Annotated in this window: 11 protein-coding genes and 1 pseudogene; 7 read left to right on the forward strand and 5 right to left on the reverse strand. The window is 66.1% G+C overall.

The genetic code is table 11. The annotated features are described in order from the left end of the window. Positions 1–5: 5 nt before the first annotated feature. The 5 genes and pseudogenes from ACFC0O_RS01835 (at position 6) to ACFC0O_RS01855 (ending at position 8164) form a co-directional block, all read left to right on the forward strand. Positions 6–1128 (forward strand): annotated as a pseudogene (locus ACFC0O_RS01835) (PQQ-dependent sugar dehydrogenase). A 1868-nt stretch (positions 1129–2996) separates the two neighbouring features. Beyond that, positions 2997–3530, forward strand: a complete 534-nt coding sequence (locus ACFC0O_RS01840; RefSeq protein WP_375955892.1) for a DUF4132 domain-containing protein — start codon at positions 2997–2999, stop codon at positions 3528–3530. 238 nt (positions 3531–3768) lie between these two features. Further along, a complete protein-coding gene (locus tag ACFC0O_RS01845; RefSeq protein ID WP_375952940.1) occupies positions 3769–5148 on the forward strand; it encodes a glycosyltransferase 87 family protein in 1380 nt (459 codons plus the stop codon). Further along, positions 5145–7034, forward strand: a complete 1890-nt coding sequence (gene zomB, locus ACFC0O_RS01850; protein ID WP_375952942.1) for a flagellar motor control protein ZomB — start codon at positions 5145–5147, stop codon at positions 7032–7034. Before ACFC0O_RS01845 ends, zomB begins: the two co-directional genes overlap by 4 nt. A 53-nt stretch (positions 7035–7087) precedes the next feature. After that, positions 7088–8164 carry a magnesium and cobalt transport protein CorA gene (locus ACFC0O_RS01855; RefSeq protein ID WP_375952945.1) on the forward strand — a complete coding sequence of 359 codons (1077 nt, stop codon included), beginning with the start codon at positions 7088–7090 and terminating at the stop codon, positions 8162–8164. 1 nt (position 8165) lies between these two features. Here ACFC0O_RS01855 and ACFC0O_RS01860 read toward each other — a convergent pair whose 3' ends face one another. The 4 genes from ACFC0O_RS01860 to ACFC0O_RS01875 are packed head-to-tail and all read right to left on the reverse strand — an operon-like array spanning position 8166 to position 10312. Beyond that, positions 8166–8480 (reverse strand): DUF3349 domain-containing protein, encoded by a 315-nt coding sequence (locus ACFC0O_RS01860; RefSeq protein ID WP_375952947.1) that lies wholly within the window; start codon positions 8478–8480, stop codon positions 8166–8168. A 24-nt stretch (positions 8481–8504) separates the two neighbouring features. After that, positions 8505–8813: a DUF3349 domain-containing protein gene (locus tag ACFC0O_RS01865; RefSeq protein ID WP_375952950.1), complete on the reverse strand. Its 309-nt coding sequence runs from the start codon at positions 8811–8813 to the stop codon at positions 8505–8507. Positions 8814–8817: 4 nt separating this feature from the next. Next, positions 8818–9114, reverse strand: coding sequence for a hypothetical protein (locus ACFC0O_RS01870; protein WP_375952953.1), 297 nt, complete (start codon positions 9112–9114; stop codon positions 8818–8820). 13 nt (positions 9115–9127) lie between these two features. Continuing rightward, entirely contained in the window at positions 9128–10312 is a 1185-nt protein-coding gene (locus tag ACFC0O_RS01875; RefSeq protein WP_375952956.1) for an anion permease, read from the reverse strand. Between the two features lie 111 nt (positions 10313–10423). Between ACFC0O_RS01875 and ACFC0O_RS01880 the strand changes: the two genes are divergently transcribed. Together ACFC0O_RS01880 and ACFC0O_RS01885 are read left to right on the forward strand one after the other, a co-directional pair. Continuing rightward, a complete protein-coding gene (locus tag ACFC0O_RS01880) occupies positions 10424–11557 on the forward strand; it encodes a TauD/TfdA family dioxygenase (protein ID WP_375952959.1) in 1134 nt (377 codons plus the stop codon). Further along, complete coding sequence (locus tag ACFC0O_RS01885; protein WP_375952962.1) at positions 11554–12123, forward strand: HD domain-containing protein; 570 nt, start codon at positions 11554–11556, stop codon at positions 12121–12123. Before ACFC0O_RS01880 ends, ACFC0O_RS01885 begins: the two co-directional genes overlap by 4 nt. Here ACFC0O_RS01885 and ACFC0O_RS01890 read toward each other — a convergent pair. Further along, entirely contained in the window at positions 12101–12865 is a 765-nt protein-coding gene (locus tag ACFC0O_RS01890; RefSeq protein WP_375952964.1) for a GntR family transcriptional regulator, read from the reverse strand. The genes ACFC0O_RS01885 and ACFC0O_RS01890 overlap by 23 nt on opposite strands. Positions 12866–12877: the final 12 nt, after the last annotated feature.

Consider the following 12877-nt stretch of genomic DNA (forward strand, 5'->3'; position numbering starts at 1 on the left):
CCCGTATGCGACACTCATGGCGCACAAGGCATTTCCGGTCGCTATCGCTGCTGCTGGCGGTATGCACGGCGGCGAGTATCACCGCCGCGTGCTCCGATGATCAGCCCACCACGGCCCAGTGCCCGACGGCGGTGGCCACCTCGACCGCACCGAGCCGGTCCGGCGGAACAATAGATCTCACCGCGCCCGAGGAACTCGTCCACGGCATCGACGTGCCCTGGGGTCTCGCCTTCCTCCCGCAGGGCGGTGCGCTGGTCGCCGAGCGCGACTCCGGGGTGATACTCCGGATCACCCCGGGTGCCCCCGCCGAACAGGTCTACCGGGTCCCCGGTGTGGCGGCCGCCGGTGAGGGCGGGCTGCTCGGTCTCGCCGTATCCCCCGCCTATGCCGAAAACGGCTATATCTACGCCTATTTCACCGCCGACACCGATAACCGCATCGTGCGCTTCCGGCTGGACGGCCAACCCGAGGTGCTGTTCACCGGAATCGCCAAGGCGTCCAACCACAATGGCGGCCGCATAGCCTTCGGCCCCGACGGCATGCTCTATGCGGGCACCGGCGACGCCGGAACCGGTGCCGCGGCACAGAATCCGTCCAGCCCCAACGGCAAGATCCTGCGCCTGACCCCCGAAGGCCAACCCGCACCGGGCAATCCGACCCCCGGCTCCCCCGTCTACAGCCTCGGCCACCGCAATGTCCAAGGGCTCGCCTGGGATTCGGCAGGCCGCCTCTACGCCACCGAATTCGGCCAGAACCGCTTCGACGAAATCAACCGCATAGAACCGGCCCACAACTACGGCTGGCCCAACGTCGAAGGCATAGCGAACAACCCCCAAATACACCGACCCCCTCATCACCTGGTCCCCCTCCGACGCCTCCCCCTCCGGCCTCGCAATCGCCGGAAACACCATGTACGCGGCAGCCCTACGCGGCGAACGACTCTGGACCCTCCCCCTCCAAGACGGCGTCCCAACCCGCCCCACCCCCCAATTGACCAACCACCTCGGCAGGCTGCGCACCGTCGCGATCGCCCCCGACGGCGCACTCTGGCTGACCACCTCCAACACCGACGGCCGCGGCGACATCCACACCGGCGACGACCGCATCCTCCGCTTCCCCGCCCACTGAATCGAATCGGCCCCCGACCAGGAAAATCCGATTCCGGCGATGACCGGCCCTATGGCACGATCTGCGGAATGGATCGAAGCGGGCGGCTCCACGACGAGGATGCGTGGCAGGCACCCGCGGAGTGGCTGGCTCGTGCCGAACCTTTTCGCGGCGTGAACAATCCGCCGTCCCTATCCCTCATTCCCGACGCGACCGCGACCTTGATCGAGAAGATCACCCCACAGCGGAACACGATCGATGTCCTGCTGGCACGAGCTCGGCATGACGGCATGGGCGATCTCGCGGACGCGGCTCGGACCTATCTGGACGCACCGCGCGCATCGGTATCGAGACTCGGACCCGCGGCGGTAGCCGCGATGGCGGGCGACTCGGGTGATCGATCGAACTATGGGTGGGGCCATGGCCCGCAACCTGCCACGACAGCCCAACTATTCGTCGACAGCTGGATTTCGGAATACGGCTTGGCCACGGCCGCCGAGATCGTGATCTTGCGACACGGCTTGACGCTGCGGCCACGCGATCCCTACGCCGAATACTGGGGAGAGCGCGACCTGTACGTGCGGATCGTCGACCGCAATGAGCCCGGCTGGGTCTCCGCTGATATGCGTTCGCGCATGCGCGGTCACCTCGCGGGTGCGCCGGACTGCGAATACCGTGCGGCAGCTCGGCGAATCGAGGCTATGCGGGTCAAGCCCAGCAGTGTTTGGGCGCGATTGGCGGCGTCGTACCTGCTTCCCGAACGACAGGACTGGGTCCGGGCCGACCTGCTCCTGAAGACGCCGATCTTCGCGGAGCCGGCGCTGGACCAGTTGTTCACCTCGATGACAGCGGCGACGCCATACGATCGACCAGCCGGTGGACGTTTTCCCTACCTGGTCGGCCAGGCACGAATGTTCAGCATGCTGAGCCAATTCGAGCCGAACGTGTCCGCGGCGATAATCGCCGCGGATTTGGCAGGCGGCCGCGAGTACTACCGCCACCGCGAGCAAACGGCCCAGCTCGCCGATGTGCTCACCCAGCTTCCCTCCGACACCGCCTACCGAGCGCTGATCGACCATGCCGTCTATGAATACGATCTCGAACCTCTCCGCATCGCGTCTGCGCGATATCCTCGGCGGGCGCTCCGAGTGCTGTCGGAAGAGGCCGTGAACACCGGTACTCCGCTCCGCCGCAAATGGTTTCGGCTCTTCGCGCACACGCACGCCGAGTTGCTTGCCGAGCCCGATTCGGTCGAGCCGGGGGCACGGCGGTTGCTTGCCGACTCGAATCGGCTGCCCACCCGGGTGCCATCGGATCTACAGGTCGTGCTCGCACGAATCCCGGTATCCACCGCGCCGCCATGCTGGTTTTCGGCCGCGTTCCTGCCGCAGATTCGCCTGCGCGACAACCGATCTGCATTGCCCGATCGAGTAGTGGGTCACCTCGCGGCCGCGTCGGCGGCGGCACACGCGGACACCGATACGCTGCTGACCGCGATATCCGATGCCTCTGACCGTCGTTCGGCGGCGGAGTTCGCGTGGGCGGTGGTGGACGCCTGGCAGACCGTGGGCTGTCCGCCGGGGAACGGGTGGATATTCCGGGCGCTCGGCTCCTTCGGCGACGACACCATCGTCCCGCGCCTACTGTATTCGATCCATCGCTGGTCAAACGGGTCGAGGGTCGAGCACGCGATGGCCGGTGCCCGTGCACTGGCCGCGATCGGTGGTGACTCCGCAGTGCGCGGCGTCCGGTCTCTCGCGAAGTACTCGAGCTCCGAAGAGCTTCGCGCGCAGACCCAGCGGAACTTCCACCGCGCCGCGGCAGCACGCGGCCTGACTCCCGAGGAACTGTCCGACGCACTGCTGTCCCGCACGGGTTGGCCCGCCGCGATGACATTCACCCTCGACTACGGCCCCCGCCGATTCACGGTGACGGTGGACGAGCGATTGCGACCGACGATCGATGGTATCCGGCGCAGACTGCCGCCGACAGCGACGCCGACCGATGATCCGCGACTCGCGGCTGCCGCCCGCCGCGCCTACCGGGAATTCCGGGAGGATCTGAAAAGCATTGCCAGCGAACAGCTTCAGCGCCTCGAGAGAGCCATGACAACCGGCACTCGATGGACCGTGGAGTACCACCGGCACACCTTCATGACTCATCCGGTGCTGTGGCAGTTGACCCGCCGCCTGCTCTGGGCGAGTTTCGATGTCGACGGCGCGATCACCACCCCATTCCGGATCGAAGACGACCGGGTCTTCCGCGACCGCCACGGCGATACCGTGACGTTGGCCGACAGTGCCTGTATCGGGATCGCACATCCGGCACAGCTCGGTCCGGAGCTGGCCGAGTGGCGAACCCGCTTCGCCGCCAACGCCATTGCACAGCCATTCGATCAACTCGGCGCACCCGCGCTTCCATAGCGCCTTTCGGAGACATCGAATCGGTCGAAACGGGCAATATCGTTTCGCTGTGCCGCGGGCGGTCGAAACCGGGGTGGAGCGTCGGATTTGGGGTGTTTCGCGGCGTGGTTCGGGGGTGGGTTGCCGCTAGCATTCGCTCGATTGAATACCCATTTCGCTGCCGAGTAGATATCGCGGCGGGCCCTTTGCTGCCCTCGGCTGGATCGACGAGTTCGGATCTTTCGCAGAGGAGATGACGGTGACGGCTGCCCCACAGCGGACTACGACGCGGACACTCGCGCCCGATCGTTCGCCGCGGCGGGGGGAGCTACCCGAAGAACACGGGGCCGCCGGGCGGCCGGTGGTGAGCGATCGGATGATGATCGTCGTCGCGATCGCCGCGGTGGCGGTGCTGGTGTGGCATGTGTTCGCGATGCCGATGGGCAATCCCTACTACGGGCTGTTCAGCAATGCGCTGGATTTGCAGGTGTATCGCGCGGGTGGGCTCTCGCTGCTGGAACGCACGCCGCTGTACAGCGGGCCCGTCGTGTTCGAGATGGAGTTCACCTACACCCCGTTCGCGGCGCTGACGTTCGTACCGCTGGCGTTCTTCGGGGTGAGCGTGGCCAAGGTGATCTGGTGGGTGGCGATCATGGCGGCGCTGATCGGTCTGGTGGGGCGCTGCCTGCTGGTGCTGCGGTACGAGAACACCGCGCGCACCTGGATTTTCGCGACCGTGCTGGCGGTGGTGTGCACCGCGCTGGAGCCGGTGCGCACCACGCTGTGGCTCGGACAGGTCAATGTGTTCCTGGTGCTGCTGATCGTCTGGGACCTCACCCGGCCGCCGACCGCGCGGCTGCGCGGGCTCGGGGTCGGGATCGCGGCGGGCATCAAGCTGACACCGGCGTTCTTCCTGCTGTATCTGGCGTGCACGCGGCAGTGGCGCACGCTCGGCATCGCGGCCGGGACATTCGCCGCGACCATCGCGGTCGGATTCCTGATCCGGCCCACCGATTCCTGGAAGTACTGGAGCGCGCAGGTCACCGCGTCGGGGCGGATCGGAGCGGTGGACTCGCCGGGCAATCAATCGGTCAATGGCATTGTCGCGCAACTGCTTCGGTTTGCCGATGCGCGAAAGTTCATCTCGCACACCTACGGCACCGTCTACACCCCGCCGATGTGGATGTGGCTGGCGGCGGTCATCCCGGTGATCGCGCTCGGGCTGGCGGCCGCGACCCTGGCCTATCGCACCGGCCGGAACCTGCTGGCCATCACCATCGCGGGCATGACCTCGGCGTGCGCGTCGCCGTTCTCGTGGGGGCATCACTGGGTGTGGTTCGTACCGCTGTTCATTCTCGCGGTACACCACGTCTGCACCACGACCGACCGAAAGCGCTGGATCGCCCTGGCGGTGGTGCTGTCGATCAGCTTCTGCTGGTGGTGGAACTATCCGGACCGCCCGCCGCTGGCGGAGTCCCCGCATCCGATCGGGATCGGGCTGTTCATGTTGCCGCGCGACGACATTCCGGACTGGTGGTCGTATCTGGCGGTGCCGTTCTACGCGAGTTGCTATCCGCTGCTGCTCATCGTGACGGCGGCCTACGTGATCGCCCGACGCCATGATCGGAGTAGTCGATGACGCTGTCCCTCTCCCCCGATGCGGTCGCCGACCCGGGACTGCCCGCCACCGCGCAATTGCCGATCGTGCGCACCGGTACCCCGCCAGAGCACCACGCGACCGCGTTCCCGCAGCTGCCACGCATCGTATTCGGCGGTGGAATCCTGCTCGTGGCAATACTTTTCGCCGCCGGAGCGTGGCAGCGCCGCTGGATCGCCGATGACGGGCTGATCGTGCTGCGCACCGTCCGCAATCTGCTGGCGGGCAATGGCCCGGTCTTCAATATGGGCGAACGCGTCGAAACCAATACGAGTACGGCATGGACCTATGTCGTGTGGTTCTTCAGCTGGCTGACCCAGGGACGGCTCGAATACGTCGTCCTGACGATCGCGCTCACGCTGTCGGTACTCGCGGTGGTCATCGCCATGCTGGGCGCGGGAAGGCTGTGGGGCGGAACGCGATCCACCCTGCTGGTCCCCGCCGGAGCGCTGGTCTACATCGCCCTGCCGCCCGCCCGCGATTACGCCACCTCGGGATTGGAGAACTGCCTGGTCATCTTCTGGCTGGCGGTGCTGTGGTGGGGACTGATGCGCTGGGCCCAGGCCGAAACAGTGCGTCCCGCGGCGTTTTTCGGGTTGGTGTTCTGGGCCGGACTGGCACCGCTGATCCGCCCGGAGCTGACCGTGGTCGGCGGGCTCGCGGTACTGCTGCTGTGCTGCGCGCCGGTCCCCCGAACTCGGCTGCGGCCGTGGATGTTCCGGGTGCTGATCGGCGTGGTCGCCGGTTTGACGCCGATCGCCTATCAGATCTGGCGGATGGGCTACTACGCGCTGCCGTTCCCGAATACCGCGGTGGCCAAGGACGCCGGTGGCGCGAAATGGCATCAGGGGTTCATCTACCTCCAGGATCTGGCCGGACCGTATCTGCTGTGGCTGCCACTGCTGATCCTGGGAATCTGGGCGGGGGTGGCTCTCCGGGCGCGCCGAATCCGCTGGGCCGCACGGCGATTGCGCGCACCGGCCACCATCGCCGCACTCATGATCGGCAGCGGCATCCTGCTCACCGTCTATGAACTCCGCGTGGGCGGCGATTTCATGCACGGCCGCATGCTGCTGCCCCAGTTGTTCTGCCTCCTGGCCCCGGTCATGGTGCTGCCCATCCGCCTCGGCCGCGATCGCACGGCCGTGACCGCGCTGGTGACCCTGGCCTGCACGGCGGGCTGGGCGCTGTTCGCCGCCAATATCACCGCCATCACCTCCGGTACCGAGATCCGGTCCAGCGGTATCGTCGACGAGCGAATCTACTACGTGCTCAACGGCGGTCACGACCATCCCATCCTGGCCGAGGACTATCTCGATTACCCCCGCATGCGCCCGCTGCTGCGCGATATCGGCGACACCCCCAACGGCGGACTCGTCGTCAACCTGCCCGATCAAACCTATTGGTACGTCATCCCGCCGCCGCAACCCGTCCCCGAGGGCGGCGCGGGCCATACCGTGCTGTTCCTGAACCTCGGCATGACGAGCATGAACCTGCCACTGCACGTACGCGTCATCGATCCGATGGGTCTGGCGTATCCCCTTGCGGCGCATACCGATCGGGTCACCGACGGCCGCATCGGACACGATAAGAACCTGAACGGCAGCTGGGTCGTCGCCGATACCGGCGTCGTCGACAAGCACCCGTGGATGGCCGCGCACATCGAGGAATCCGCGGTGGCCCGCTCCCGCGCCGCGCTGTCCTGCCCCACCACCCAGGACCTGCTCGCCTCGGTCCGCGCCCCACTCACCTTCACCCGCTTCCGCCACAACCTCATGCAGGCCCTCACCTTCGCGAACACCCGCATCGACCGCATCCCCCGCTACGAGTTGCAGCGCTGCGATCTCGCCGACCCGATCCCGAAATAGTTCCCGCACCCCCTCACCAAGAGATTTCGCCCCGATCGGCATAGCATCGGGGCGTGCCCGCAATTCCACCGCTGCCCTCGTTCCGCGGACCGAGGCGACGGTCGGCCGTACCGTTGCCGCGCATTCGCATTCCCACCGCGCGCGCGATTGTGGATTGCGCGGTGTACGTGGACGGGGAGCGGTTGCGGGGGCATTTCACGCATACCGCGGCATTGGCCGAGGTGCGCAAGCGCGGGAACGGATTCGTGTGGGTGGGTCTGCACGATCCGGACGATATCCAGATGACCGATATAGCGCAGACTTTCGGATTGCACGCGCTGGCGGTCGAGGATGTGCTGGAGGGTTCGCATCGGCCGAAAGCCGAGCGCTATGACGACACCCTCATGTTGATCATGCGCACCGTCGCCTATGTCGAACATGAAATGCATACGGTCAGCGAGATCGTGCAGACCGGGGAGGTCGTGGTATTCGCCGCGCCCGATTTCGTGGTGGCCGTGCGGCAAGGCGAACATTCGGGACTGGCCGGCGTCCGGCAGGAATTGGAGTCGGACCCGAAACGGCTGGCTTTGGGGTCCGGTGCGGTGCTGCACGCCATCGCCGACTATGTGGTCGACGCCTATGTCGAGGTGACGCGGAAACTCGAGGCCGAGGTGGACGCGGTCGAAGAGGTGGTGTTCTCCCCGAACAGCCATGTCTCGATCGAATCGATCTACCAGCTCAAACGCGAGATCGTCGAATTACGGCGCGCGGTGAGCCCGCTGGCGACCCCGCTGCAATTGCTGGGCCGCCCCGAAACCCCACTGCCCAAAGAGGTTCGGCGGTATCTGCGCGATGTCGCCGACCACCACACCTCGGTCACCGAACGCATTCGTGATTTCGACGAAACGCTCAGCGCCCTGGTCAATGCCGCCGTCGCCAAGACCGCGGTACAGCAGAACACCGATATGCGGAAGATCTCGGCGGGGGTCGCCATCGCCGCGGTACCGACCATGATCGCCGGAATCTACGGGATGAATTTCGAGCATATGCCCGAACTGCACCAGGTATGGGGTTATCCGGCGGTGCTGACGCTGATGTTCACCCTCTGCGCCGGATTGCTGGTGCTGTTCCGGCGCATCAAGTGGTTGTAGCTCAGGGGTTTCCGGGCTCGTTCCAATTGTCGTCGACGGGCCATCCCGAAGCCAATAAATGCGCGCGCACCCGCGCGATATCGGCTTCGGAAGGCATATCGTCGGTGACTTTGGTGATCCCGACCCCGGCGTCGATCTTATCCGCCGGAATCGCGCCCTGCCGCACGAGTGCGTCCGCTACCTGACGAACTTCGTCCTCGGGCAACCGCTGCGCGAGCAGCGACAGCAGCGGAATGTAATCGGTATCCGGCACGCCCTGGGGATATCCGGCCCTGAGCCAGGCCAGAATTCGGGCGAGCACACCAGACAGCGCCATTGGTCTCCGGTTTCGCGAAAGTGATCAGGCTTCGGACGGGTGTGCCAGCGGCCACCCGGCGGCGGCGAGCCGCGCGGCGACTCGATTGATATCGTCGTCCCCCGGCGTTTCATGCGCAAGCCGCCGGATGGCCTCTTCGATTTCCGCGCGCTCGATGATGCCGTCGGTGTCCTCGGCGGTCAATTGGTCCACGAGCAGGCCGATCTCGGTCTCGGTGAGCCGGCGGTGCAGTACCGCCAGCAGGGCGAGATAGTCCTCGGACGGAACGCCCTGCGGGTATCCGGCGCGCAGCCAGCGCAGCACCGAACCCAGGATTGACGTATTCGATGTCATGGCTTCATTTCTTGGGAGGTTTGGCGCCGAAGAGCTGGATATCGAACGAGTGGCTGATGAAATCCTTGGCGATGTACAGGATTCCGAGCCCGACCGCGATGACCACGACCGCGAAGCAGAGGTAGGCGACCGCCTGTACGGCCGGATTGCGCACGGCGGGAGCGCCATTGGCGGTGGCGGGTTCGTCGGTCGCCCAGAACCGGATGCCGACCGAGAAGATCAGCGGCAGTCCGACACCGAGCAGCAGCGCGATCAGGGTGACTTCGCCGAGGGATTTCGCGATGGCGGTAACTGTATGCATGGATCGTGGCTCCTCAGACCGCCGCGCCGGTCTTGATATCCGAAGACGGTGCGAGCCCGCCCTCCCATTCGTCATTGACATTGTCGGTGCCGACCGGATTGCGCCGGGACCGCAGGTAGATGTAGCCGGACACCGCGATCAGCAGCGCGAAATCGACCAGCACGCCGCCGAGTCCGCCGAACAGATCGGCGATGAACCAGCACAGCGCGCCCACCAGACCCGCCAGCGGCAGGGTGAACAACCAGGCCAGCGCCATGCGTCCCATCACACCCCAGCGCACCTCCGCGCCCGGCTTACCGAGCCCGGTGCCCAGAATCGAGCCGGTGGCGGTCTGCGTGGTCGAGAGCGGCAGGCCGAATTGCGCCGAGGTGAGAATGATTGCCGCCGAGGATGTCTCGGCCGCGAAACCCTGCGGGGAATCGATTTCCACCAGCCCCTTGCCGAGCGTGCGAATAATCCGCCAGCCGCCCAGATAGGTGCCCGCGGCAATCGCCAGCGCGCAGCAGACCTTGACCCACAGCGGAATATCGTCGCCATTGGTGAAGGTGCCGTGCGCGACCAGGGCCATGAAGATCACGCCCATGGTCTTCTGCGCGTCATTGGTGCCGTGCGCGAGCGAAACCAAACCGGCGGAACCGATCTGGCCCCAGCGGAAGCCGTCGGAGACCTTCTTCTTGTTCGCGGTGCGGGTGAGCCGGTAGATCAGGAAGGTGCCCAGCGCGGCCACCATGGCCGCGACGAACGGGGCCAGCGCCGCCGGAACGATGATCTTGCTGATCAGGCCGGTCTTCTCATTGCCGGTCCAGATCACCCCGCTCGCGCCCAGCGCCGCAACGGCCGCACCGATCAGGCCGCCGAACAGCGCGTGCGAGGAGCTGGACGGAATGCCGAACAGCCAGGTGAACAGATTCCACAGAATTCCGCCGACCAGACCGGCGAAGACTATGTGCAGCAATTCCATATGGTGGACATTGCCGATATTGAGCAGCCCGCCCGAGACGGTTTTGGCCACTTCGACGGAAAGAAAAGCGCCGATCAAGTTGAGGACCGCCGACATGGCCACGGCCACTCGCGGTTTGAGCGCCCCGGTGGCGATCGAGGTCGCCATCGCATTGGCGGTGTCATGAAAACCGTTGGTGAAATCGAAAGCCAACGCGGTGATGATCACGATCAGAAGCACGATCAGTTCTGCACTCACCCACGTATTTTCAGTCGCCGCCGGGCCGTCGGCTACGGCTCCGCGCAGCTGTTCACTCGAAGTTCAGAACGCGACCACCCAGTGTGTCCGAGCTGTGCCATACTCCCAAACATGTATAGCCAAGTTTCGAGCGGGTGCGGGGTCGAGGCTGCTGTGATCGGCGGTGATGTGCGGCTCACAACCGGTGGCGACACCATTGACATACCCGCAATCTGGTTGCGGGACAACGCACCCGACGCGGACAGCCGGGACGTGCTGAGCGGGCAGCGGCTGTTCGATATCGTCGACCTGCCCGCCGATATCCGGGTCGCCGAGGCGACCGTCGCCGATGGCCGCCTGCGGGTGCGGTTCTCCCCCGATGACCATCAGACCTCGTTCCCCCTGGAATCGCTGCTGGGCGACGCCGACCGGATCGCGAATCTCGACCTGCGCAGCGAACGCGCCAAACGACTCTGGATCGACGCCCGCGACGCGGCCGCGCTCGAGCCGATCGCATGGGAGAGCTATCTGAACGATCCCGCGCCCGCACTGCGCCAGGTGGTGGAGTGGGGATTCGCACTGCTGCACGGTGTTCCGGCCGCGGCCGGACAGGTCACCGCGGTCGCCGATACCTTCGGATATGTGCGCGAGACCAATTACGGGCGCATTTTCGATGTGCGAGTCGAGCCGAATCCGGTGAATCTGGCGTTCACGGGATTGGCCATCACACCGCACACCGACAATCCCTATCGGGAGCCGGTCCCCACCCTGCAATTACTGCTCTGCCTGCACAACGCGGCCGAGGGCGGCGACTCCGGACTGGTGGACGGGTTCGCCGCCGCCGCCACGCTGCGCCGGACCGATCGCGCCGCCTTCGATGTCCTCACCTCGACCCCGGTCGCCTACCGGTACGAGGGTGACGGAACCCGGCTCGGCGCGATGGTGCCGCTCATCGGACTCGATGCCGAACAGCGCATTCGCGAGATCCGGTTCAACAATCGGTCCATGGCGGTCCCGCTCGCCGAACCGGCCCGGGTGCGCGCGTTCTACGCCGCCTATCGCGCCTTCGCCGAACTGCTCTACGCACCGGCGGCACGCCTGAATTTCCGCCTGGACAGCGGCGACTGCCTGATCTTCGACAACACCCGCGCACTGCACGCCCGCACGGCGTTCGCCGCCGCCGGTGGCCGCCACCTGCAGGGCGCGTACGCCGATCTGGACGGGCTCACCAGCACCCTGCGCCGACTCGAGGAGCACGCGCGATGACCTCCGCGTATCACGTCCTGACCGAACTCTTCGAGAGCGAGGGTGCGGCGGACTATCTCGGCGAACAGGTGTCGATGGCCACCCATATGCTGCAAACCGCGCGGGTGGCCCGCGAATCCGGCGCATCGGCGGCATTGATCGTGGCGGCGCTGGTGCACGATGTCGGGCACTTCTCCGGTGCGATGAGCGGGCGTGAACTCATGCGCGGCACCGATAACCGCCATGATCTCATTGCGGCGCAGTGGCTTTCGCAATGGTTCGATGCCGATGTCACCGAACCGGTGCGGTTGCACGTCGCGGCCAAGCGGTATCTGTGCGGGACCGACCCGGACTACTACGACCGGCTCTCGGCCGCCTCGAAATACACCATGTCGGTGCAGGGCGGGCAGATGAGCGCCGCCGAACTCGCGGCCTTCGCGGCCGAGCCGTACTGCGAATCCGCCACCGCCCTGCGCAGATTCGACGATGCCGGAAAGGATCCGGACGCGCCGATACCTGCGCTGGCGGACTTCCGCGCCGAGATCGACGCCCTGGATCGCACGCTCAGGTCGCCAGCAGCGACCTGACCCGGCTGACCGCGCCCGCGGCCACCGAATTGCGCACCACGAACGCGACGGCCGAACCGACGTAGGTGTCGAACGAGCACTCCAGCACCTCACCCGCCGGATCGGTGGTGCGCCGGATGGTGCGCAATAGCGGTGTGCCGGTGCGGATTCCGAGCAGTCCGGCGGTGCGGGCGGGTGCGGCAATGGCATCGATGGAGTGTTCGGCGTCGGCGAAGACGATGCCGTAGTTCTCCAGGTGATCGGTGATGGATTCGGCGTCCAGATCCATGGCCAGAATCGGCTCGGCGAGCCGTTCGGGATAGTAGGTGTTCTCCAGCATGGTCGGTGTTCCGCTCAGCAGCCGCACCCGTTCGACGTGGAAAGCGTTCTCGCCCTTGGCCAAACCCAGCTTTTCGCGCACCTCGTCCGACGGCAGCACACTCGCGGTCCCGACCGTGCTACTGCTCGGGGTCTCACCGATACTGCGCGCCCACCGCGCGAAGCTCACCAGTTCGGTCATGGGCTGCGCGCGCGGACCGCTCAGCACCTGGCGGCGCGCGCCCTGGCGTGAGGAGACCACACCGGAGGCGCGCAGGAACGCGAACGCATGGCGGATGGTGCCGCGCGATACCCCGTAGCGTTCGCTCAGGCGATGTTCCGAGGGTAGTGCGGATCCGTCGGCGAACTCACCGTTCTCGATCGCCGCGCGCAATTGCTCGGCGATCTCCCGGTAGCGGGGAACCTTCGGATGCTCAGTGGTCACACGGCAACTGTA

It is taken from the genome of Nocardia sp. NPDC056100 (assembly GCF_042266325.1).
Lineage (GTDB): Bacteria > Actinomycetota > Actinomycetes > Mycobacteriales > Mycobacteriaceae > Nocardia.

Coding starts and splice junctions, on each gene's coding strand:
- ACFC0O_RS01840 (WP_375955892.1), top strand. CDS start 2,997: ATGACATTCACCCTCGACTACGGCCCCCGCCGATTCACGGTGACGGTG.
- zomB (WP_375952942.1), top strand. CDS start 5,145: ATGACGCTGTCCCTCTCCCCCGATGCGGTCGCCGACCCGGGACTGCCC.
- ACFC0O_RS01860 (WP_375952947.1), bottom strand. CDS start 8,480: ATGGCGCTGTCTGGTGTGCTCGCCCGAATTCTGGCCTGGCTCAGGGCC.
- ACFC0O_RS01865 (WP_375952950.1), bottom strand. CDS start 8,813: ATGACATCGAATACGTCAATCCTGGGTTCGGTGCTGCGCTGGCTGCGC.
- ACFC0O_RS01870 (WP_375952953.1), bottom strand. CDS start 9,114: ATGCATACAGTTACCGCCATCGCGAAATCCCTCGGCGAAGTCACCCTG.
- ACFC0O_RS01880 (WP_375952959.1), top strand. CDS start 10,424: ATGTATAGCCAAGTTTCGAGCGGGTGCGGGGTCGAGGCTGCTGTGATC.
- ACFC0O_RS01885 (WP_375952962.1), top strand. CDS start 11,554: ATGACCTCCGCGTATCACGTCCTGACCGAACTCTTCGAGAGCGAGGGT.